General features: G+C 71.1%; 23 protein-coding genes. 10 read left to right on the forward strand and 13 right to left on the reverse strand.

What is annotated here, in order from left to right; translation table 11 throughout:
- Positions 1–27: 27 nt before the first annotated feature.
- Positions 28–456, reverse strand: coding sequence for a PaaI family thioesterase (locus AQJ46_RS31770; RefSeq protein WP_059208830.1), 429 nt, complete (start codon positions 454–456; stop codon positions 28–30).
- A gap of 80 nt (positions 457–536) precedes the next feature.
- On the opposite strand from AQJ46_RS31770, the gene AQJ46_RS31775 reads away from it, so the two are divergent.
- On the forward strand, positions 537–965 hold the full coding sequence (locus AQJ46_RS31775) for a MarR family winged helix-turn-helix transcriptional regulator (RefSeq protein ID WP_059208831.1): 429 nt from the start codon (positions 537–539) through the stop codon (positions 963–965).
- Here AQJ46_RS31775 and AQJ46_RS31780 read toward each other — a convergent pair.
- The 4 genes from AQJ46_RS31780 to AQJ46_RS31795 form a co-directional block, all read right to left on the reverse strand.
- Positions 962–1,510, reverse strand: a complete 549-nt coding sequence (locus tag AQJ46_RS31780; RefSeq protein WP_059208832.1) for a GNAT family N-acetyltransferase — start codon at positions 1,508–1,510, stop codon at positions 962–964. The two genes, AQJ46_RS31775 and AQJ46_RS31780, sit on opposite strands and share 4 nt — an antisense overlap.
- Positions 1,511–1,535: 25 nt before the next feature.
- A complete protein-coding gene (locus tag AQJ46_RS31785) occupies positions 1,536–3,122 on the reverse strand; it encodes an alpha/beta hydrolase (protein WP_059208833.1) in 1,587 nt (528 codons plus the stop codon).
- Positions 3,123–3,454: 332 nt separating this feature from the next.
- The gene (locus tag AQJ46_RS31790) at positions 3,455–3,928 is read right to left on the reverse strand and encodes a nucleoside deaminase (RefSeq protein WP_059208834.1); all 474 of its coding nucleotides are present in this window, start codon (positions 3,926–3,928) and stop codon (positions 3,455–3,457) included.
- Between the two features lie 72 nt (positions 3,929–4,000).
- Entirely contained in the window at positions 4,001–5,197 is a 1,197-nt protein-coding gene (locus tag AQJ46_RS31795) for an MFS transporter (RefSeq protein WP_059208835.1), read from the reverse strand.
- A gap of 58 nt (positions 5,198–5,255) precedes the next feature.
- On the opposite strand from AQJ46_RS31795, the gene AQJ46_RS31800 reads away from it, so the two are divergent.
- From AQJ46_RS31800 to AQJ46_RS31810, 3 genes are all read left to right on the forward strand, one after another.
- Positions 5,256–5,633 carry a MerR family transcriptional regulator gene (locus AQJ46_RS31800; protein WP_059208836.1) on the forward strand — a complete coding sequence of 126 codons (378 nt, stop codon included), beginning with the start codon at positions 5,256–5,258 and terminating at the stop codon, positions 5,631–5,633.
- Between the two features lie 41 nt (positions 5,634–5,674).
- Positions 5,675–6,451: a GNAT family N-acetyltransferase gene (locus tag AQJ46_RS31805; RefSeq protein WP_059208837.1), complete on the forward strand. Its 777-nt coding sequence runs from the start codon at positions 5,675–5,677 to the stop codon at positions 6,449–6,451.
- Positions 6,452–6,553: 102 nt separating this feature from the next.
- On the forward strand, positions 6,554–7,477 hold the full coding sequence (locus tag AQJ46_RS31810; protein ID WP_059208838.1) for an NAD-dependent epimerase/dehydratase family protein: 924 nt from the start codon (positions 6,554–6,556) through the stop codon (positions 7,475–7,477).
- Here AQJ46_RS31810 and AQJ46_RS31815 read toward each other — a convergent pair whose 3' ends face one another.
- Both AQJ46_RS31815 and AQJ46_RS31820 read right to left on the reverse strand, forming a co-directional pair.
- A complete protein-coding gene (locus AQJ46_RS31815) occupies positions 7,478–8,359 on the reverse strand; it encodes a GNAT family N-acetyltransferase (protein WP_079072501.1) in 882 nt (293 codons plus the stop codon). It abuts the gene before it with no gap.
- Positions 8,360–8,535: 176 nt separating this feature from the next.
- A complete protein-coding gene (locus tag AQJ46_RS31820) occupies positions 8,536–8,799 on the reverse strand; it encodes a GlsB/YeaQ/YmgE family stress response membrane protein (RefSeq protein ID WP_057611480.1) in 264 nt (87 codons plus the stop codon).
- Positions 8,800–9,030: 231 nt separating this feature from the next.
- Between AQJ46_RS31820 and AQJ46_RS31825 the strand changes: the two genes are divergently transcribed.
- Positions 9,031–10,476, forward strand: a complete 1,446-nt coding sequence (locus AQJ46_RS31825; RefSeq protein WP_059208840.1) for a M6 family metallopeptidase — start codon at positions 9,031–9,033, stop codon at positions 10,474–10,476.
- On the opposite strand, the gene AQJ46_RS31830 is transcribed toward AQJ46_RS31825, so the two are convergent.
- Entirely contained in the window at positions 10,469–11,014 is a 546-nt protein-coding gene (locus AQJ46_RS31830) for an ATP-binding protein (protein ID WP_059208841.1), read from the reverse strand. The two genes, AQJ46_RS31825 and AQJ46_RS31830, sit on opposite strands and share 8 nt — an antisense overlap.
- Before the next feature lie 43 nt (positions 11,015–11,057).
- Complete coding sequence (locus AQJ46_RS31835; RefSeq protein WP_059208842.1) at positions 11,058–11,609, reverse strand: GNAT family N-acetyltransferase; 552 nt, start codon at positions 11,607–11,609, stop codon at positions 11,058–11,060.
- A 29-nt stretch (positions 11,610–11,638) separates the two neighbouring features.
- Between AQJ46_RS31835 and AQJ46_RS31840 the strand changes: the two genes are divergently transcribed.
- A complete protein-coding gene (locus AQJ46_RS31840) occupies positions 11,639–12,376 on the forward strand; it encodes a phosphotransferase (RefSeq protein ID WP_059208843.1) in 738 nt (245 codons plus the stop codon).
- Between the two features lie 68 nt (positions 12,377–12,444).
- On the opposite strand, the gene AQJ46_RS31845 is transcribed toward AQJ46_RS31840, so the two are convergent.
- From AQJ46_RS31845 to AQJ46_RS31855, 3 genes are all read right to left on the reverse strand, one after another.
- The gene (locus AQJ46_RS31845) at positions 12,445–12,885 is read right to left on the reverse strand and encodes an SPW repeat protein (RefSeq protein WP_057611475.1); all 441 of its coding nucleotides are present in this window, start codon (positions 12,883–12,885) and stop codon (positions 12,445–12,447) included.
- A gap of 133 nt (positions 12,886–13,018) precedes the next feature.
- Positions 13,019–14,392, reverse strand: coding sequence for a cryptochrome/photolyase family protein (locus AQJ46_RS31850; RefSeq protein WP_059208844.1), 1,374 nt, complete (start codon positions 14,390–14,392; stop codon positions 13,019–13,021).
- Between the two features lie 36 nt (positions 14,393–14,428).
- On the reverse strand, positions 14,429–15,955 hold the full coding sequence (locus AQJ46_RS31855) for an SDR family oxidoreductase (protein WP_059208845.1): 1,527 nt from the start codon (positions 15,953–15,955) through the stop codon (positions 14,429–14,431).
- Between the two features lie 231 nt (positions 15,956–16,186).
- Between AQJ46_RS31855 and AQJ46_RS31860 the strand changes: the two genes are divergently transcribed.
- Complete coding sequence (locus AQJ46_RS31860) at positions 16,187–16,375, forward strand: hypothetical protein (RefSeq protein WP_059208846.1); 189 nt, start codon at positions 16,187–16,189, stop codon at positions 16,373–16,375.
- A 25-nt stretch (positions 16,376–16,400) separates the two neighbouring features.
- Here AQJ46_RS31860 and AQJ46_RS31865 read toward each other — a convergent pair whose 3' ends face one another.
- Positions 16,401–17,321 (reverse strand): LysR family transcriptional regulator, encoded by a 921-nt coding sequence (locus AQJ46_RS31865; RefSeq protein WP_057611471.1) that lies wholly within the window; start codon positions 17,319–17,321, stop codon positions 16,401–16,403.
- 144 nt (positions 17,322–17,465) lie between these two features.
- Here AQJ46_RS31865 and AQJ46_RS59115 point away from each other — a divergent pair, with 144 nt between their 5' ends.
- The 3 genes from AQJ46_RS59115 to AQJ46_RS31875 all read left to right on the forward strand — a co-directional run bounded on the left by AQJ46_RS59115 (position 17,466) and on the right by AQJ46_RS31875 (position 20,012).
- The gene (locus AQJ46_RS59115; RefSeq protein ID WP_350786652.1) at positions 17,466–17,543 is read left to right on the forward strand and encodes a putative leader peptide; all 78 of its coding nucleotides are present in this window, start codon (positions 17,466–17,468) and stop codon (positions 17,541–17,543) included.
- A 121-nt stretch (positions 17,544–17,664) separates the two neighbouring features.
- Entirely contained in the window at positions 17,665–18,765 is a 1,101-nt protein-coding gene (gene sfnG, locus AQJ46_RS31870) for a dimethylsulfone monooxygenase SfnG (RefSeq protein WP_057611470.1), read from the forward strand.
- A gap of 29 nt (positions 18,766–18,794) precedes the next feature.
- Positions 18,795–20,012, forward strand: a complete 1,218-nt coding sequence (locus tag AQJ46_RS31875) for an acyl-CoA dehydrogenase family protein (protein WP_059208847.1) — start codon at positions 18,795–18,797, stop codon at positions 20,010–20,012.
- The last annotated feature ends 57 nt before the right edge of the window (positions 20,013–20,069 follow it).

Here is a 20,069-nt window from a genome sequence, read left to right on the forward strand (position 1 = left end):
GATCGGGTACTCAGGGGTTCTGATCGCTCAGGTCTTCAGCGGCTCGAGTACGGCGATCGAGCCCTGGGCCACCGCACACAGGGTCTCGGCGCCGTCGGCGTCCACGGTGCTCAGGTCGCAGCGGCACACCACCCGGGTGCGACCGGCCCGTACGACCCGGGCGCGGGCGCGCAGCAGTTCACCGCGGGCCGGACGCAGGAAGTCGATGGAGAAGCCGGCGGTGGTCACCGCGGAGCCGGCCACCGAGCCCGCCGCGAAGGAGAGCGCGTTGTCCGCCGCGTAGCCGAGTACTCCGCCGTGCACGGTGCCGTGCTGCTGGAGCAGATCGCCGCGGATGTCGAACTCCAGAGTCGCCCCGCCCTCCTCGAAGGCGGTCAGACGGGCGCCGACCAACGTGCTGAACGGCTGTGCCGCCAGGACCTTCCGGGCGAGCTCCAGGTCCAGGGTCCGGGTCATCTGCCGACCTCCGTCGCGGGTCTCACTTCACTGGTGAAGTGAGACTGGCGTGAACCCCGCCCGTCTGTCAACATCGGCGCATGCCCGAGCCCGACGACCAGCGTCTCTACTTCCTGCTCCAGCGGGCAGCGCACCGTTTGCGGACCACTGCGGACCGGCGCTGCCTGGCCGCAGCGGGGGTTACCACGGCCCAGCTCGGCGCCCTGTTCGCGGTGCACGACGAGGCGGGCATCACCCAGCAGCAGCTGGCGTGTACGCTCGGACTGCGCGAGTCGGCCGTGACCGGGCTGGTCGGCCGGCTGACGGCGGCGGGTCTCCTCGCGAAGAGGCAGCACCCGCGTGAACACCGAGCTGTCGTACTGGAGTTGACCGACGCCGGAACTGATGCCCTGCGGGCCGCCCAGCCCGAGATCGACCGCTTCAACACAGAACTGCGCGAGGCGCTCGGCGACGACGGTTTCACCGGGACGGCGACGGCCATGCACCGGCTCGCCCACTGGGAGTCCTAGGGGGCCCAGCGCTCGGGTCGCGCCACGTAGATCCAGTCGAAGCCGTCGTAGCCCTCGGTGTCGAGATGCGGGGCCCGGCTGAGTCCGGCGCGTTGGGCCACGCGCTGTGAGGCGACGTTCGCCGGACGCACGCGGGCGATCAGCGGGATGTCCGGCACGTGCGCCGCTGCCCAGGTGGTGACCGCGGTGGCGGCTTCACCGGCGAAGCCCTGGCCCCAGGCCGACGTGGCGAAACGGTAGAAGAGGTTCAGCACCCGCTCCCCGTGCAGTTCCATGGGCTTGATCCCGCAGAAGCCGAGCTGCCGGGCGCGGCCGTGGCGTCCGACGACCCAGTAGCCGTAACCGTGCTGTTCCCACTGCTTGTCCCAGCGCCGGTAGAGCTGTTCGGCCTCCTCGTGCCGGGTGAGTGCGTCGGAGGGGTTGTGCACGCAGGTCTCGGGGTCGCCGTGGACGTCGAGGATCACGTCGATGTCGGCTTCCTCCGGGCGCCGCAGCCACAGTCGGGCGGTCTTCAACTCCTCGGCCGTGTCGCTCCGTTCACTCATACCGGGATCGTAGACGGAGTGGATCTCAGTCGTCGCGTTCGGGCCCGCAGGAACTGCCGTCGGGCGGGAGACTGCCGTACAGCAGGAAGTCGTCGACCTTGCGGCGCACGCACTCGGAGGAGCCGTAACCGGTGTGGCCCTCGCCCTTGTTGTCGAGGACCACGGCCGAGTCGCCGAGGCGCTTCGCGGTCTCCACGGTCCAGCGGTACGGCGTCGCGGGGTCGCCGCGGGTGCCGACGAGGAGCATTTTCGGGGTGCGGACGTCGCGGACGTTCTCACGGATGAAGTCGGTGCCCTTCGGGCGGCCGTAGCAGATCAGGTACTCGGTGAGCCGGTAGCGGCCGAAGACCGGCGACGCCTGCTCGTAGGCGGCACGCAGCCGGGCCAGGTTCTTGGTGATCCGGTCGGCGCCGGGGCGGTCGGGATCGTCCGCGCAGTTGACCGCCATCAGCGCCGCCGGAAGATTGTCGAGCGGTATCTCCTCCACGTCGGCGAGGGTGCTGTGCGTCGGGTCGCCGGAGGGGGCGTGTGCGCGGGTGAGGACATCGGAGCCGCCGCCCGCGAAGCCGAGGACGCCCGTGGTGTCGCCCTGCTCCACCAGCTCGGCGAGCGCCCGCTCCAGCGAGGGCCACAGATCCTTGCTGTACAGGGCCTGGCCGATGGCGCCCACCAGGTCCTGCCCGGTGAAGTCGGGGCCGAAGTCCGTCGGCACCGGGTCCTCGTCCAGCGACGCCACGAGTTGCAGGACCTGTTCCCGGGCGCCGCGCGCGTCGGTGCCGAACGGGCAGGCGATGTCCTTCACACACCAGTCGACGAAGTCCTCCAGCGCCCTCTGCTGTCCGGCGGCGCCCGCCACTCCCTGTTCGGCCAGTGGCTCGGTGAGGGTGTCCACACCGTCCAGCACCAGCCGGCCCACCTTCTGGGGGAACTGGGCCGCGTACACCGCGCCGAGCCGGCTGCCGTACGAGAAGCCGAGGTAGTTGAGCTTCTTGTCGCCGAGAGCCTGGCGCATGATGTCCAGGTCGCGGGAGACGTTCACCGTGCCGATGTGCGGGAGCACGGGCCCGGAGTGCTTGCCGCACTGGTCGGCGGCCTTCCGCAACGTCCCGAGCACGGCCTGCGGATCCCGGTTGAAGGCGGTGTCGTCGTCGGTGGCATTGAGCGCCTCGTCGGTGCCGTTGCCACAGCTGACCGGGGAGGACCTGCCCACGCCGCGCGGATCGAAGGACACCACGTCGTACTCGTCCGTGAGGGCCATGAAGTCGTCGCCGCCGGCCGCGAGTGCGGGCACGCCCGCGCCGCCCGGGCCGCCGAAGTTCAGCAACACCGAGCCACGCTTGTGCTTGGTCGTGGCCCGGTAGCGGGCGAGTGCCAGTTCGAGGGTGCCCGCGCGGGGCTTCGCGTAGTCGAAGGGCACAGTGATCTTTCCGCACTGCAGGTCCTTCGGGGCCTCCATGCCCACGCACTTCGACCACTTGATCTTCTGGCGGTAGAAGCGCGACAGGTCCGGTCCGGAGCCGTCCGTGACCACGGACGGTAGTCCGGCGCCGAGCAGGGCCAGCCCCACGGCTCCGGAGAGAGCGCATCGCCGCCTCGTCACCTTGGCGAGCATCCATGCCTCCAAGGACGCCCATCGGCGCCCTCGATCACGATAAGCGGCCCTTCGACGGGACGCCTCCGGGGGAGCGCGATCACGGAATGTGCCCTGCTCTGTGCCCGCTCGATGCGCCTGAGCCGGCGTTCGCCGGCCCTGTCCCGCCCGCCGCGCGGTGCCGCGCTCGCCCGCTGCCCTGCGCGGTACGGCGACCGGCTCACCCCCGCTCGCGCGCCGGGCGGTGTCCCGCTCGCCGCCGGTGTCGGCTGTGTGGTGCTCATGCCCGGTCTGTTCGCATCCTTCTCGGTCGTAGGCACCGGGGCGCGGGGCTGCATCCGGGAGAGCGTGTGTCAGCCCTTGTGGAACTGGCTGTGCAACTGCCGCACACGCTCCGTCAACTCGGGCACCGGCCCCTCCACGACCACGCCGGGGGCGACCTCGTTGACCGGCAGGGGCCGTACCGGTGGTGCCGGGACGCCCAACTCGGTGAGCCACTGGGTCAGTTGCTCGGACGAGGCGACGTACACGATGCGTCCGAGGCCCACCCAGGCGTGCGCTGCCGCGCACATCGGACAGTGCTCGCCGGAGGTGTACACGGTGGCCGCCGCCCGCTCCTCGGGCGTCATGTGCGCCGCCGCCCAGCGGGCCAGCTCGAACTCGGGATGCCGGGTGCGGTCGCCCGAGGCCACGCGGTTGTGGTCCTCGGCGAGGATCTCCCCGTCGGCGCTCACCAGGACCGAGCCGAACGGTTCGTCCCCGGCCTCCAGCGCCTCGGCGGCCAGCTCGACGCAGCGGCGCAGATACGGCAGTTCGGTGTCCTTCACGACTCGGCGTCCTTCACGACTCTCTGTCCGTCACGACCATGGAACACGGCCCTCCTCGCCACGAGCCTAAGGTCATCGCCGCGTCACCGGAAACGCCTTTCGGGCCACGGTGACCACCCCGAGGGCCACCGCGACCAACGGCAACGCGGTCCACGGCAGCGCCCCGGCGCCCCAGCCGTCCAGTGCGAGACCCCCGGTCAGCGAACCCACCGCGATCCCGGCGTTGTACACCGTCGTCTGCAGCGACGTCGCGACGTCCGCCCGTTCCGGACCCGACGCGTCGATCAGCGCCGTCTGGATCAGCGTCGGCGCACCCCCGAAGGCGACGCCCCACAGGGCGACGGAGACCAGCAGCACACCGGGGACCCCGGCGGCGAGCCCCAGCGCGAGCATCACGGCCGCGCACAGCGCCAGCGCGCCCACGAGCGTCGGCCGCAGATGCCGGTCCACCAGCACCCCGGTGATCCAGATCCCCGCCACCGTCGCCGCCCCGAACACCAGCAGCACCAGTCCCGTACGGCCGAAACCGGCATGCGCCGCGAACGGGGCGACGTACGTGTACATCACCTGGTGTCCCACCAGCAGGAACAGCGTGACGGACAGGACGGCCGGGATGCCCGGCAGCGCCGCGACCCGGGCGAGCGGCACGCGCGCGTGCGGCGTCTCACCCGGGAATCCGGGCACCCGCCACCGCACCCAGCCCACCAGCAGCACCGCGAGCACGGACAGCAGCCCGAACGCCGTGCGCCAGCCCACCGTCCCGGTCAGCGCGGTCCCGGCCGGGACGCCCAGGGCCAGGGCGAGGGTGATCCCGGCGAGGACGATCGCGATCGCCCGGCCGCGCCGCTCGGCCGGCACCATCCGTGCCGCGTACCCGGCGAGCATCGCCCAGAGCGTCCCTCCCATGCCCCCGGCGACCAGCCGTGCCCCGAAGGTGAGGGCATACGACGAGGACACCGCCACCACCGCGTTGCTCACCGCGAAGCCGAGCAGCGCCCCGACGAGCACCGGCCGGCGCGGCAGCCCGCGCAGCAGGGCCGTGAGCGGGATCGCGCAGGCGAAGGACGCGAGCGCGTACCCGGTGACGAGGAAGCCGATCCGGGCCTCGGAGACGCCCAGAGCCGGGGCCATGCGGGGCAGCAGACCCGCGGGCAGCAGCTCGGTCAGCACAGCGGTGAAGGCGGCCGTCGACAGGGCGAGGAGCCCGGACCACGGAAGCGGGGCGGACGCGGGCGGTGCTGTGCCCTTGGCCGGGCAGGTGGTGGACATGCGACCATGCTCGGACCTTCACATCAGTGTGAAGGCAAGGGCGACCCGGGAGTACGTGATGAGGATCGGTGAACTGTCCCGCCGCACCGGCGTCCCCACCCGGCTGCTGCGCTACTACGAGGAGCAGGGCCTGCTGCACCCCGAGCGCACCGACAACGGCTACCGCACCTACGGAGAGGCGGCGGTCCGGGACGTCCAGCAGATCCGCGGGCTGCTGGACTCGGGCCTGACCACGGAGATGATCCGCACGATCCTGCCGTACCTCTCGGGGCCGGAGGAGATCCTGCTGCCGCCCCAGCATCTGACACCTGGGACCGCGGCCCTCCTGGAGGCCCATGTCGATCGCATCCAGGCCCGGATCGACTGTCTGGCCCGCAACCGCGACCGGCTCAGCGCCTACCTGGCGGCGGTGCGCGCGGAGGCCGGGCGGCAGTAATCGCCATTGCCGCAAAGGCGTCCGGGTGATGAAGTGGGCCCATGGATCATGTTGCGGTACTCGCCCTCTTCGACCGGGACATGCGCGAAGGCGCCCAGCCGGACGGTCCCGGTGCCCGTGTCGAGCGGGTCGGCGGGGTGGTCCGCCAGGTCGCCGCCGAGCACGGCTGGAACGGCGTCGTCTGGTCCGACCTGGACGAGTCGAGCGCCGACAAGGCGATCGCCGAGCAGATCGCGTACTACACCGGACTCGGCCGCGAGTTCGAGTGGAAGCTGTACGGCCACGACCTGCCGTTCGACCTCGGACAGCGGCTCAGGGCGGCCGGATTCACCGCCGAGCCCGAGGAGACGCTGATGATCGCCGAGGTCGCCGACCTCACCCTGGACGTCGAACCCCCCGAGGGGATCCGTTTCCTACCGGTCACCGACCGGACGGGCGTCGACCTCGTGGCGGATGTGCACGAGAAGGCCTTCGGCACCGACAGCTCCCGGCTGCGGCACCAACTGCTCGCCCAGGTCCAGGACGACCCCGACACCGTGGTCGCCGTCGTCGCTCTCGCCGGAGACGTGCCGGTCAGCGCGGCCCGCATGGAGCTCGTGCCCGGCACCCGCTTCGCCGGCCTGTGGGGCGGCGGCACCGTCGAGGGCTGGCGCGGCCGCGGGATCTACCGCGCCCTGGTCGCGCACCGGGCCCGCGCCGCCGTGGAGCGCGGATACCGCTACCTCCAGGTCGACGCGCTGGCCACGAGCCGGCCGATCCTGGAACGCCTCGGGTTCGAGCCGCTGACGATCACGCAGCCGCACGTGTACCAGCCGTAGCGCCCGACGGCCGGGGCAGCTGTAGGGCCCGGTGGCAGGGACAGCTTTGAAGCCCGGCGGCCGCGATGTCACATCAGGGCCCGCCCGATCCGTCGCACCGGTATGACGACGAACCAGAACCAGAGCATCCTCCTCGCCGGCGCGACCGGCGTCCTCGGCCGCCACATCGCCAAGGCCCTGACCGACGCGGGCCACAAGGTCACCGGACTCGGCCGGAGCGAGGGCAACGGCGTCCGGGCCGACCTCATGGACCGCGACGCCCTGCTTCGGGCCGTGGACGGACAGCACTTCGACACCGTCGTCCACGCGGCGACGGCCCTGCGCAAGCCGCCCATGCGCCACCGTGACATGTACGCCACCGACGCGCTGCGCATCGAGGGCACCGCGCACCTCGTCGAGGCCGCCCGCGCCACCGGCGCCCGCCGCTTCGTCACCGAGTCGATGGTCTTCGGATACGGGTACGGCGACTTCGGCGACCGACCGGTCACGGAGGACGACGAGTTCGGGCCGCGCGGCACCGACCCGGAACTGGAACGGCACCTCGCCGGGATGCGCACGAAGGAACAACTCACCTTCGAGGCGGCCGGATTGGAGGGCATGGCACTGCGCTTCGGGCTCTTCTACGGCCCCGGCGGCACCGACAACATCCTGACCCTGCTGCGCAAGCGGCAACTGCCCGCCCCCGCCGACCACGGCCGGGTCCTGCCGTGGGTCGAACTCACCGACGCGGCCCGCGCGGTGGCCGCAGCGGTCGCCCACGGACGCCCGGGGCAGGCGTACAACGTCGCGGACCGCACACCGATGGGCTTCCGCACCCATCTGCTGTGCGTCGCCGAGGAGTTCGGACTGCCGAAGCCGATGACCGTACCGCTGTGGCTCACGCGGCCGATGAGCTACGCGCACACGATGTTCTCGGCGAACCTGAGGGTGTCGGCGGAGAAAGCCGAGCGGGAACTGGGCTGGACGCCCGCATACCCCTCCAGCCGCGACGGTCTGGCCGCACTGCGGGCCGCGACGGCCCGGTGATCACAGATCGAGCTGGTACTCCACGGACTTGTGCGTCGGCAGGTATCCGAGTGAGTCGTTGACGGCGAGCATCGGCTTGTTGCTCTCCGCGGTGTCGGTGCACAAGCCGGACAGTCTCGGGTGCCGTTCGAGGGCGTGGCGGACGGCCGCGGCCTTCATCCAGCGGGCGAGGCCCTTCCCGCGGTGCCCGGGGAGCACGGCGGTGCCGTAGTGCTGGCCGTCCCCCGCCCCGTCGCCCGGCACGACCAGTTCGGAGAAGCCGACCACGCTGCCGTCCGTCGCGTCCACGGCGGCGACGGTGTGCAGCAGCTCTCCGCGTCGTGCGATCGCCTCCGCGGCCGCGACCACGCGCTCCACGTCCCAGACGACCCTGCCGAAGTCCGTGCCCTCCATCGGCATGTCGTCCATCGCCCGTCGCGAGTCGGCGAAGGACGGCGCCAGCGCGTCCGGGACGGTGCCCTCCCACTCGGTCAACCGGTAACCGGGGTGCGGCAGTTCGACGAGTGCGTCGATCGCGGCACGGTCGACGTCGGCCAGCGGGAGCCGGGCGTATGTGAGCGCCAGAACCTGCCGGAATCCCCGCGCGGCCAGGAACAGATCGGCGGGGGAGCCCTGTACGGCCTGCGCGATCACCGACCGCCGCCCCTCCGCCTTCGCGGCGCCCACCGCGGCCTTGAGCAGCCGGCTTCCGACGCCCTCCCGCCGCTCGGCGCCGTGCACCGCGAGTTGCAGTTCGGCGAGGTGCTCCTGCCCCTCCTTCGTGAACAGTCGCAGGAAGGCGGACCCGAGCGGGACCCCGTCGTCCCTGGAGGCCAGCCAGGCCAGACGGCGGCTGGAGGCGGCGGGTTCGGGGTCCGCGAGCGGGGTGATGTGAAAGCGCAAGCGAGTCTCCGGTACGAGGGAGGGGCGGGGGCGCTTGAAGCCTGCCGCCGTACTCCGGCGGACGCAACGGGATTTGCCGTCGGGGCACCCCACGCGCGGCGGCGCGCCGGAGACTCCGGCGCGCCGCGTTCTCGCGCGTGCTGGTGTGGTGCCTGGTGCCTGGTCCCGTCAGACCGTCAGCGGCGCGCCTTCGACCGGTCCAGCGCCGCCACGCCGAGCGCGGCGAGGCCGATCTGGATGAGCCACTCGACCCAGTCGACGCCCTTGGTGTCGGCCACGTCGAAGGCCCCGGCGATCGCCGAGCCGATCAGCGCGGCCACGATGCCGACCAGAATGGTCCACAGAATTCCGATGCGCTGACGGCCCGGAACCACGAGCCGGCCCAGGACACCGATGACTATGCCGATCACGATGGCACTGATGATGCCGTCGACTTCCATCTCCGCCCCTTTTTCCGATGAGCCCCGATGTAGTCCGGATGCCCCCTGGGAGCGGCGTCAGTCCGGCTCCGTCCCAACCGTCGGTCAATACCCGGTCAATCCTGGTCGGGAGGACCGGACGATTCTGTTCAGCCTTCTTGGTGTCATGTACCGTTCAAATTGATCGTGTATCTATGCGCGTAGTTCCCCTCCCCGCATCACACTCCCCAACTCCTCACGGAGGTATGCCGGATGCTCGGACTTACCGTTCCCCGCCACAGACTCGGCGCGGTCCTCGCCGGATTCAGCCTCGTCGCCGCAGGTGTGGCCGTGCAGATCACCGCCACCCCCGCCGCCGCTGCCACCCCGCACCGGATCCTCTTCGACAACGCCCACGCCGAGACGGCCGGCAACGCGGACTGGATCGTCTCCACCAGTCAGCCCGACCCCCTGGGCCAGGACTCCTCGCCCTCCGCGGAGGCCGACTGGACCGGCGCTCTCTCCTCCTGGGGCGTCGCTCTCCAGAAGACCGGCGACTACAGCCTCAAGACCTCGACCAGCGCCCTCACTTACGGCGGCTCCTCGGCCACCGACCTCTCCAACTTCGACACCCTGGTCCTGCCCGAGCCCAACACGCTCTTCACCACCGCCGAGAAGACCGCGATCATGACCTTCGTGAAGAACGGCGGCGGCCTCTTCATGATCTCCGACCACACCGGCGCCGACCGCAACAACGACGGCGAGGACGCGGTCGAGATCCTCAACGACCTGATGACCAACAACAGCGTCGACTCGACCGACCCGTTCGGCTTCTCCATCGACTCGCTGAGCATCAGCTCGGACTACCCGAGCGCCATCAGCGACAGCAGCAACCCCGTCCTGCACGGCTCCTTCGGCACCGTCACCAAGAGCCTCATCGCCAGCGGCACCACGGCCACCCTCAAGCCCGCCGACAACTCCGCCGTCAAGGGCCTGCTCTACCGCACCGGTTACTCCGGCAACACCGGGGCCTTCTTCGCGACCAGCACCTTCGGCAGCGGCCGCGTCGCCTTCTGGGGCGACAGCTCACCGATCGACGACGGCACCGGCCAGTCCGGCAACACCCTCTACGACGGCTGGAACGACACCGGCGCCACCAACGCCGCCCTCGCCCTGAACGCCACGGAATGGCTGGCCGGCGGAAGCAGCAGCGGCGGCGGTGACGACGGCGGCGGCGGTTCCACCTGCACGTCCGCCCAGCTCCTCGGCAACAACGGCTTCGAGTCGGGCAGCAGCACCTGGAGTACCACCAGCGGCGTGATCACCAACTCCACCGACGAGTCCGCCCGCACCGGCTCCTACTACGCCTGGCTCGCCGGCTACGGCTCCGCGCACACCGACACCCTGTCCCAGTCGGTGACCGTCCCGGCCGCGTGCACCACGGCCGCGCTCAGCTTCTACCTGCACGTCGACACCGCCGAGACCACCACCAGCACCGCCTACGACACCCTCAAGGTGCAGGTCCTGAACAGCTCGGGCACGGTACTGAGCACCCTGGCCACGTACTCGAACCTCAACGCGGCCTCCGGCTACACCCAACGCAGCTTCAGCCTGGCGGGCTACGCCGGACAATCCGTCACCCTCAAGTTCACCGGCACGGAGGGCTCCACCCTCCAGACGTCATTCGTCATCGACGACACGGCACTGAACGTCAGCTGACCCCCTCCGGGACCCAGCCGGTCGCGGCCGTCACCTCGGCCGCGATGTCGATCACCGTGCGCCCGTCGGTCATCACGCGCAGCGTGCCGGCGGGCGCCCGCTCGTCCAGCATCCGCGCCTTGCGGGCACTGCCCCGCAGCTCCTGCTCCAGCTCGGAGCCGAGCTCCCGCCCGGCCAGCCGCCGCTCGGTGGTCTCGTCGCTCGCGGTGAGCAGGACCCGTACGATCCGGACGCCGTCGCCCATCGCCCGCCGGAACACGCCCGTCGACTCCTCCAGCACGCTCACGGTGTTGGTGTAGACGAGACGCCGGTAGCCGAGTTCGGCGTAGTTCCCCCACACGGCGATCAGGTTGCGTGCACCGATGGCGGCCCGGTGCGGATCGCCCTCGGGTGCCGGATGCACCTGCCCCATGAAGTCCCCGTCGATCACCGCATGGGCGACCCGAGCGGCCCGCAACCGCGCCGAGACCTCCCAGCCCACGGTCGTCTTGCCGACTCCGGCGCGTCCTCCGAGGAGCAGTACCTCCGCGTGATCCATACGGCGAGAGTGGCACGCCAAGTCCCCGCAGGACCACGGAGTTTCAGGCAGACAGACGCCACGTGCGCAGGTCGACCTCCCGGCCCCGCGACACCCTCCTGACCGGCGGCTCGTCCGTGAGCTCGAACGCGCAGGACCGGGCGACCGCCTCACTCGCCGCGTTGGCGGCGTCGATGCACAGCACCACTCGACGGGGTCTGATCTCCCGGACCGCGTACTCGGCCGCGAGGCGCACCGCCCGCCCGGCGACCCCCCGGCCCCGGTGGGCGGGCCCGATGCCATAGGCGAGCTCCAGGTCACGCTCGTCCGAACCGCTGCGGAACAGCAGCACCTCCCCGCGGGGAAGGAGCCCGTCCGTGGTGACGGCCAACTGGATCTTCCGTCCCTCGGCCTGCCCCTCCCGCGCAGCGGCGAGATAGGCGTGCGCCGCGTCCAGGTCGAACGGCGAGGCCACCGGCGTCCAGCGGGCCATCTCCGGGTCGTCGTAGAGCGTGACCAGGTCGGCGAGGTCGGCGTCCGCCCACTCGCGCAGCCGGACGCCGTAGCCTTCGAGACGTGCGGGCGGGACGAGGGTGAAGGTCCTGTTCGTGTCCATGGGTCGATCCTGCCCCGGGAGGCGGTCGGATGGAGGAGTCGGTGCTCGGCGGCGGCGCGGTCAACGAGGTCGTCCGGATCGGAGAGACCGTGCGACGCACACCGTCGCAACGGTCGGCGTTCGTGCGGGAGTTGCTCGCACTGTTCGAGACCGCACACTGGCGGGGCGCGCCCCGGTTCATCGGCATCGACGAACACGGCCGGGAGACGTTCGGCTACCTCGAGGGGAGGGCCGCCCTGACCTCGACCGAGCGCGTCGCCGCCCGTGACGACGAGGCACTCGTGGAGATCGCCCGACTCGTCCGGGCCTTCCATGATCTGACCCACGGAACGCCGCTCGCCGGCGATCGGGACGTCGTGTGCCACAACGACCTCGCGCCGAAGAACACCGTCTACGCGGTGGCGGACGGCGTATGGCGCCCTTCGGCCTTCATCGACTGGGACCTGGCCGCTCCGGGCGACCGGATCCATGACGTCGCCCACGTGTGCTGGCAGTATCTCGACCTGGGGCCGGCCGTCACCGACGTGGCGGAGGCCGCTCGCCGGATCCGGCTGGTCTGCGACGCCTACGGCCTCGACGGGCGGGACCGGCTGCTGGACACGGTGCTGTGGTGGCAGGACCGGTGCCGGCGAGGTATCGAGGCCGGGGCGCTGCGAGGCGAGCCGGCCTTGGTCGGGCTGCGGGAACAGGGGGCCGTGGACGAGGTACGGGCCGCCTGGGAGTGGGTCGCCGGTCACCGGCGCGAGCTGGGCTCCCTCCTGGGGTGACGACACGCGGAGGGAGGGCCTGTCCACCGGGCGTGGACAGGCCCTCCCGTTTCCCGGGTCGAGGATGCTTACGGCTTGGGGGCGCTCTTGGCCGCCGTGACGGTGCACATCAGCCCCAGGATCACCGCGAGGGCGCCGATGATGATGTTGTTCAGCGCCACACCGGCGTCGGGGCTGTCGCCGACGACCCACGGGGCGATGATCATCCAGATGCCGACCGCGCAGAAGGCCCAGCTGAGGCCGTACATGCGCTCAGGGGTCTGGGTGAATCCGAGGGCCAGCAGACCGATCGCTATGCCCACGATGAGGTTGTGGGTCACGAGGGCGGGCTGGCTCGTCGTGTAGTGGAGTATCCAGGGGGACACGGCGCAGTACAGACCGAGCAGGAACACCGGTCCGTCCACGAGCGCCACATCACGACCGCCGAGCATGCGGGCGTAGCGTTCCCGCATTTCTGGAGCGTCGGGGTGGCTGGTGATGTCACCCCTGGTGTGCGAGACGTTGGCCATGACTCGTCTCCTTTGACTTACTGGCCTGACCGCGTCTGGTGCGGTGTGCGGTTAGCGCCGCCTGCATACATTCTGCTCTTATTTTTCCTTTATGTGTAGAGGTGGCGGCCCGCCTCCCGCTTCCCAGCCGACCTCAGTCACGGCCCCGGGCCCGCTTGAAGCGGGCGAGCCCCTCGGGCAGCTCCACGATCGGATCCGGATAGTCGAGCGCGGCGCGGTCCAGGCCCCGCAGCTTCCACGGCTCGTGCACCACGGGCGCCCGCAGCGCGGCCAGCTCGGGCACCCAGCGGCGGACGTAAGTGCCGTCGGGGTCGTACCGCTTGGCCTGGGCGACGGGGTTGAGGACGCGGTTGGGCCGGGTGTCGGTGCCGGTCCCCGCCATCCACTGCCAGTTGAGCTGGTTGTTGGCGAGGTCGCCGTCGACCAGCAGATCCAGGAAGTGCCGGGCACCGACGCGCCAGTCCACGTACAGCGTCTTGGTCAGGAAACTCGCCGTCAGCAGGCGGCCACGGTTGTGCATCCAGCCCTCGTGGCGCAGCTGGCGCATCGCCGCGTCGACGATCGGGTAGCCGGTGCGGCCCTCCTTCCACGCCTCGATGTCCCCGGCGGCGGCCCGCTCGGAGCGCCAACGGTCGTGCCGGGTGCGGTAGTCGGCGCCGGCCGCGGCAGGGCGGGCCGCGAGCACCTGCCGGTTGAAGTCGCGCCAGGCGAGCTGCCGTACGAAGGCCTCGGCGCCCGGACCGCCTGCCCGGCGCGCCCGGTGGACGAGTTCGACGGGGGAGAGGGTGCCGAAGTGAAGGTGCGGGGAGAGCCGGGAGGTCGCGTCGCCGGCCAGGTCGTCGTGGCGGTCCTCGTACGCGGTCACGCCCGCCCGCAGCCAGGTGGTGAGCCGCTCGCGGCCTTCCGTCTCACCGCCGGCGGCGAGTCCTTCCGAGAGTCCGGACAGGTCGGCACGGGACGGCAGGAGCTCGGACCCGACGCCGTCCGGGACCCGCACCGTCCGTGGGGCCGCGAGCGGGTCCCGCAGCCGCTCCTGGGACCAGCGCCGGAAGTAGGGCGTGAAGACGGCGAAGTGGTCCGAGGAGGCCGGGACCACCGCGCCGGGAGCGACGGCCGTGGTCACCGTGTCGTGGACGTGCAGCCGTACGCCCTCCGCCTCCAGGGCCCGGCGCAGCCGCTCCTCCCGCCGGTGGGCGTGGGCGCTGACGTCGGACGCCATGTGCACCTCGTCGGCGTCCGCCTCGGCGGCGACCTTGCACACCTCGTCGACGAGGCTGCCGTGGCGCACGACCAGCCGGCCGCCCCGCTCGCGCAGACCGGCGTCGAGGTCGCGCAGACAGTCGGCCAGGAACGCCAGCCGGTTGGGGGCGGCGAATCCGGCGGCGTCCACGGCCTGGTCCCGCACGAACAGCGGGACGACCTGTTCGGTGCCGTCCAGGGCGGCTCTGAGGGGTGGGTGGTCGTGCAGCCGCAGGTCGCAGGTGAACAGGACGACCGAGATGCTCATGGTGCGTACTCCGGGATGCAGAGAGGAGCCGGGAGATCAGTGGGCAGAGGTGTGCCGCGGATCGCGGACCGCCGAACCCGCCGCGGCCCGGGCGATGTTGCGGGCCATGTCGCCGAAGACGATCGCGTGGAAGGGGGAGACGCTCCACCAGTAGGCCTGACCCAGCAGACCGTGCGGATGGAACAGGGCGCGCTGCCGGTAGCGGGTGCGGCCGTCCTCGTCCCTGACCGCGCTCATCTCCAGCCAGGCCAGGCCCGGCAGCCGCATCTCGGCCCGCAACCGCAGCAGCCGGCCGGGCTCGATCGCCTCGACCCGCCAGAAGTCCAGCGAGTCGCCGACCCGCAGCCGGGCCGCGTCCCGGCGCCCCCGGCGCAGCCCGACCCCGCCCACCAGCCGGTCCAGCCCGCCCCGCACCGTCCACGCGAGCGGGAAGGAGTACCAGCCGTTCTCGCCGCCGATGCCCTCGATGACCCGCCACAGCGCCTCCGGCGAGGCGTCGACCGGGAGCTCCCGGTGGTCGCTGTAGAGACTTCCGCCCGCCCAGTCCGGGTCGGTGGGCAGCGGATCGCTGGGGGCGCCCGGCACCGAGGCCGACGACCACCGCGTCGTGACCCGTGCCTCCCGCACCCGCTGCAGAGCCAGTCGTACGGCCTCGTCGAAGCCGATCGGACGACCGGGCGGGCCGGAGAGATGGCGGGCGATGTCGTGCTCGTGGCAGACCACCTCGTGCCGCAGCGACTCGGTGAGCGGCCGGGCGATCGAGGCGGGCACCGGTGTCACCAGGCCCACCCAGTGGCTGGAGAGCCCAGGGGTGAGCACCGGCACCGGAATGATGATCCGGCGCGGCAGTCCGGCGACCGCCGCGTACCTGAGCATCATCTGCCGGTACGTCAGCACCTCCGGTCCGCCGAGGTCGAAGGCCCGGTTGACGTCCGACGGCATGCGGGCACTGCCGACGAGGGCCCGCAGTACGTCGCGGACCGCCACGGGCTGGATGCGGGTGTGCACCCAGCTCGGGGTGATCATCACGGGCAGGCGCTCGGTCAGGTACCGCAGCATCTCGAAGGACGCGGAACCCGAGCCGATGACGACGGCCGCCCGCAGGACCGTGGTCGGGACCCCGGAGTCGAGCAGGATGCGGGCCACCTCGGCACGGGAGCGCAGGTGCGGGGAGAGTTCGTGCTCGGGCACGCCCGCCGGGGTGAGCCCGCTGAGGTGCACGATCCGCAGCACGCCCGCGATCCGGGCCTGCTCGGCGAAGATCAGCGCAGCCCTGCGGTCGGTCTCCTCGAAGTCCTTGCCGGAGCTCATCGTGTGCACCAGGTAGTACGCCACATCCACCCCGGCCAGTGCACGGGCGACGGACGAGGCGTCGGTCACGTCACCGGCCACCACCTCGGCGCGGTCGGCCCAGGGATGGTCGCGCAGCCGGTCGGGGGAGCGGGCCAGACAGCGCACCCGGTGTCCCGCCGAGAGGAGTTCGGGGACGAGCCGGCCGCCGATGTACCCCGTGGCGCCGGTCACCAGGCAGCGCAGTCCCTCTCGCGTGTCGTCGTGCTCCATCGGCCCTCGGTCCTTCGTGCGGTCCCCCTGCTGATCACTTCCGAGCCGTGGCTCGCTTCGGATGCGGTGCCACGTGAACTCGTCGGCTGGGCGACCCGTACCGGAACGGGGACGGGAGCGGGGCGAGCAGCGGCCGGGACGCGTGGACTAAAACGCGGGCTCGGGGACATGATCGCGCGCATCGCGGGAAGCCGCACTCGTACGGAACAGGACGGTTCGAGTCGTACATCGATGCTGGAGGTGTTCGCCGCTATGGGCGCGAAGGTCTTGGAGCGGTTTCCAGCGGGAGCTCCTCGTGGATCGTGGCCGGCGGAGGAGTACGCGGCGGAGCGACGGGCCAAGGGTGAGCCCGCGACCGTCGTGATGGATCTGAAGTCGGACGCGTTCCTCGTGGTCGTCCCGGGGCGGGACGAGGACTGAACGAGCACGCGCCTCCTGGGGCGGCTCAGCCGGGCGGGGTGAGCGTCCCGCCCAGGTGCCGGGCCCGGCGGACGAACACGTCGTGCAGATCCCGGGCCGCCTGCGGCACGGACTCGGCCCTGCGGCGCTGAAGCATCAACAGCACCCGGGTCGCGTCGCCCTCGATCGGCCGGTGGGTGATCGTGCCCTGCCGCTCCAGCGGATCCCCGACCACGCTGAAGTCGGGCAGCACGGTCACCCCCAGCCCCTCGGCCACCATCAGCTTGCCCATTTCGGCGCCGTCGGTGGAGTACGCGAAGGACGAGCCCCGGTGGCCCAGCAGCCGGTGCACGAAACGGTGCATGACATAACCGGTGCGCATCGCGATCAACGGCTGGGTGAGCAGGTCGTCCACCGACACACAGGTCCGCGCGGCCAGCGGACTGTCCGGGCGCAGGCACACCACCGGCCGCCCCCGCAGCAGCTGCGTGGACTCGAATCCCGCGGGCGTGTCGTCGCCGTCGAGGTGATTGACCAGACCGAGGTCGAACCCGCCCTCGGACAGGGCCCGGTGGATGTCCGTCTGCTGCGCGCCGACCACCTCGACCTGGGTGACCGGATGAGCGGCCCGGAAGTCCTCGACCGCCGGAATGAGCAGCGGCACGGTCGCCGCGTTCACCGTGCCGACCCGGACCATACGGCTGATGCGGTGCTGCTCGCCCGCCGCCGCCCGCAGCCGGTCCACCGCCTCCAGCACGCCGACGATGTGCGGCAGCAACTCCCGGCCCTCCGCGCTCATCGTCGCCCCGGATCGCTTGCGCTCCAGCAGGTCGACCCCGAGCTCCCGCTCCAGGTTCCGCACGGTCTCGCTCAACGCGGGCTGCGACAGGCGCAGTTCGTCCGCCGCCCGGCGCAGTGAGCCGAGCCGGGTCACCGCGGCGATGTATTCCAACTGTTCCGTCCGCATGCCCCGCAGAATGCGGGTCATTTCCCGCCCGGTTCAAGGGTTTCCCTGTCACACGTTCGTGAAATTCAATGGTCCGCGATACGAGACCGGTCGGGTTTTCCTTGACGCCTCTCGCCACCGGCTGTCACGATCGACGGCATGAAGATGCGACTGGACCTCACGCGGCGACGCCATGTCGACCTCGCGCGCGTCTCCAGTGCCTCCTGTTGCGCCGCGGCCTGATCAACCTCCTGTGATCCGCCGCGCTTTCCCTCTTTCTGAGGCTTTCCCCGCCTGAATTCCTTGTGCCCGCGCACCTCTTGAATTCGGCGTGCCCGAAAACATTCCGCAACAGGAGTCACGCATGCCTGCCGCGCCCGTGAAATTCGCCTACTGGGTCCCCAACGTCAGCGGGGGACTGGTCACCAGCAAGATCGAGCAGCGCACCGACTGGGGCTACGACTACAACCGGGAACTCGCTGTCCTCGCCGAGAACAACGGCTTCGACTACGCCCTCAGCCAGGTCCGCTACATGGCCAGCTACGGCGCCGAGTTCCAGCACGAGTCGACCAGCTTCAGCCTCGCCCTGCTGCTCGCCACCCAGCGCCTGAAGGTCATCGCCGCCGTCCACCCCGGCCTGTGGCACCCCGGCGTCCTCGCCAAGCTCGGCGCCACCGCCGACCACCTCTCCAAGGGCCGCTTCGCCGTGAACGTCGTATCGGGCTGGTTCAAGGGCGAGTTCACCGCCCTCGGCGAGCCCTGGCTGGAGCACGACGAGCGCTACCGCCGCTCCGAGGAGTTCATCACCGCCCTGCGGAAGATCTGGACCGAGGACCACGCCGAACTCGGCGGTGACTTCTACCGGTTGCGGGACTTCTCCCTCAAGCCCAAGCCCCTCAACACCGAGGAGCGGCCGCACCCGGAGATCTTCCAGGGCGGCAACTCCAGTGCGGCCCGAGCCATGGCCGGCCGGGTCTCCGACTGGTACTTCTCCAACGGCAAGGACTTCGACGGAGTCGTGGAGCAGATCACCGACGTCCGCAAGTCCGCCGCCGAAGTCGGGCGCAGGGCACCGAAGTTCGGCCTCAACGGCTTCCTCATCGCCCGGGACACCGAGGCCGAGGCCCGCGAGACCCTCCGGGAGATCGTCGCCAAGGCCGACACGGAGGCCGTCGAGGGATTCGGCGCGGCCGTGAAGCAGGCCGGACAGTCCACCGGCGACAAGAAGGGCATGTGGCAGGACTCCACCTTCGAGGACCTCGTCCAGTACAACGACGGCTTCCGCACCGGCCTCATCGGCACGCCGGAGCAGATCGCCGAGCGGATCGTCGCCTACAAGAAGCTCGGGGTGGACCTCCTCCTGCTCGGCTTCCTGCACTACCACGAGGAGGTCGAGTACTTCGGCAAGCGCGTGCTGCCGCTCGTGCGTGAGCTGGAGGCCCAGCTCCCGGACTCCGACGCCTGATCCCCCCACCCGCGAGAGAGGTCATCCGCATGAGCACCGTCACGCCCACCGACTGGCAGACCCGCCCAGCCCCCGAGACCGCCCAGGACTGGATCGCCCGCGCCGCCGAGGTCGCCGCGGTCCTCGCGACCGACGCCGCGGAACGCGACCACGTGGGCGCCACCCCGTACGCCGAGGTCCAGCTCCTCAAGGACGCCGGCCTCGTCACCCTCCTCGGTCCCACCGAGCACGGCGGCGGAGGCCAGGACTGGCCCACCGCCTACCGGGTGGTCCGCGAGGTGGCCAAGGCCGACGGCTCCATCGGCCAGCTCCTGGGCTATCACTACCTGTGGTTCTGGGCCGCCCGCCTGGTCGGCACCCGGGAACAGTGGGAGCACGTGGAGGCCGAGGCATCCCGCAACCGCTGGTTCTTCGGTGGCGCGGTCAACCCGCGCGACAAGGACGTCGTGGTGACCGAGGACGGCGGCGACCTCGTCTACACCGGCCGCAAGTCCTTCTCCACCGGCAGCAAGGTCTCCGACGTCACCGTCCTGGAAGGCGTCCTGGAGGGCACCGACCAGCACGTCTTCGCGATCGTGCCCTCCGACTCGGAAGGCCTGACCTTCCATGACGACTGGGACAACATCGGACAGCGCCTCACCGAGAGCGGCCGCGTCACCCTCGACGGCGTGCGCACCCCGTGGTCGAGCGCGGCCGGATATGTCGACAAGGTGTTCCAGCCGCGCGTCTACAACACCCTCAACGTCCCCACCATCCAGCTGGTCTTCGTCAACTTCTACCTGGGCATCGCGGGCGGCGCGCTGGAGACGGCCGCCACCTACACCCGCGAGAAGTCCCGCTCCTGGCTGCACGGCGGCTACGAGCGCGCGGTCGACGAGCCGTACGTCATCGACATCTACGGCGACCTCACCGCCAAGCTCTGGGCGGCCGAGGCCCTCGCCGACGCCGTCGCCGCCGAGGGACAGAAGCTCCACGACGACCCCGACGCCGTCACCGAGCAGACGCGAGGGGACTTCGAGGTCCGGGTGGCCGCGGTCAAGGCCCGCGCCACCGACGTGGCCCTGGAGATCTCCCACCGGATCTTCGAGGTGACGGGCGCCCGCTCCACGGCCACCTCGGAGGGCCTGGACCGCTTCTGGCGCAACGTCCGCACCCACACCCTCCACGACCCGGTCGCGTACAAGCGGCGCGAGGTCGGCCGCTGGGTCCTGGAAGGCGAGCTGCCCGAGCCCACCTGGTACTCCTGACCGCTTCCCCAGGGGCGCCCCCGCCTGAACCGGGGGCGCCCCACCTCCCCGAAAGAG

Origin of the sequence: Streptomyces canus, from assembly GCF_001514145.1 — a bacterium.
In the GTDB taxonomy this organism is placed as follows: Bacteria; Actinomycetota; Actinomycetes; order Streptomycetales; family Streptomycetaceae; genus Streptomyces; species Streptomyces canus.

Excerpts from the sequence above, each read along its gene's own strand:
- AQJ46_RS31770 (WP_059208830.1), bottom strand. The coding sequence starts at position 456 with ATGACCCGGACCCTGGACCTGGAGCTCGCCCGGAAGGTCCTGGCGGCA.
- AQJ46_RS31775 (WP_059208831.1), top strand. The coding sequence starts at position 537 with ATGCCCGAGCCCGACGACCAGCGTCTCTACTTCCTGCTCCAGCGGGCA.
- AQJ46_RS31780 (WP_059208832.1), bottom strand. The coding sequence starts at position 1,510 with ATGAGTGAACGGAGCGACACGGCCGAGGAGTTGAAGACCGCCCGACTG.
- AQJ46_RS31785 (WP_059208833.1), bottom strand. The coding sequence starts at position 3,122 with ATGCTCGCCAAGGTGACGAGGCGGCGATGCGCTCTCTCCGGAGCCGTG.
- AQJ46_RS31795 (WP_059208835.1), bottom strand. The coding sequence starts at position 5,197 with ATGTCCACCACCTGCCCGGCCAAGGGCACAGCACCGCCCGCGTCCGCC.
- AQJ46_RS31800 (WP_059208836.1), top strand. The coding sequence starts at position 5,256 with ATGAGGATCGGTGAACTGTCCCGCCGCACCGGCGTCCCCACCCGGCTG.
- AQJ46_RS31805 (WP_059208837.1), top strand. The coding sequence starts at position 5,675 with ATGGATCATGTTGCGGTACTCGCCCTCTTCGACCGGGACATGCGCGAA.
- AQJ46_RS31810 (WP_059208838.1), top strand. The coding sequence starts at position 6,554 with ATGACGACGAACCAGAACCAGAGCATCCTCCTCGCCGGCGCGACCGGC.
- AQJ46_RS31820 (WP_057611480.1), bottom strand. The coding sequence starts at position 8,799 with ATGGAAGTCGACGGCATCATCAGTGCCATCGTGATCGGCATAGTCATC.
- AQJ46_RS31825 (WP_059208840.1), top strand. The coding sequence starts at position 9,031 with ATGCTCGGACTTACCGTTCCCCGCCACAGACTCGGCGCGGTCCTCGCC.
- AQJ46_RS31830 (WP_059208841.1), bottom strand. The coding sequence starts at position 11,014 with ATGGATCACGCGGAGGTACTGCTCCTCGGAGGACGCGCCGGAGTCGGC.
- AQJ46_RS31835 (WP_059208842.1), bottom strand. The coding sequence starts at position 11,609 with ATGGACACGAACAGGACCTTCACCCTCGTCCCGCCCGCACGTCTCGAA.
- AQJ46_RS31840 (WP_059208843.1), top strand. The coding sequence starts at position 11,639 with ATGGAGGAGTCGGTGCTCGGCGGCGGCGCGGTCAACGAGGTCGTCCGG.
- AQJ46_RS31845 (WP_057611475.1), bottom strand. The coding sequence starts at position 12,885 with ATGGCCAACGTCTCGCACACCAGGGGTGACATCACCAGCCACCCCGAC.
- AQJ46_RS31850 (WP_059208844.1), bottom strand. The coding sequence starts at position 14,392 with ATGAGCATCTCGGTCGTCCTGTTCACCTGCGACCTGCGGCTGCACGAC.
- AQJ46_RS31855 (WP_059208845.1), bottom strand. The coding sequence starts at position 15,955 with ATGGAGCACGACGACACGCGAGAGGGACTGCGCTGCCTGGTGACCGGC.
- AQJ46_RS31860 (WP_059208846.1), top strand. The coding sequence starts at position 16,187 with ATGCTGGAGGTGTTCGCCGCTATGGGCGCGAAGGTCTTGGAGCGGTTT.
- AQJ46_RS31865 (WP_057611471.1), bottom strand. The coding sequence starts at position 17,321 with ATGCGGACGGAACAGTTGGAATACATCGCCGCGGTGACCCGGCTCGGC.
- AQJ46_RS59115 (WP_350786652.1), top strand. The coding sequence starts at position 17,466 with ATGCGACTGGACCTCACGCGGCGACGCCATGTCGACCTCGCGCGCGTC.
- sfnG (WP_057611470.1), top strand. The coding sequence starts at position 17,665 with ATGCCTGCCGCGCCCGTGAAATTCGCCTACTGGGTCCCCAACGTCAGC.
- AQJ46_RS31875 (WP_059208847.1), top strand. The coding sequence starts at position 18,795 with ATGAGCACCGTCACGCCCACCGACTGGCAGACCCGCCCAGCCCCCGAG.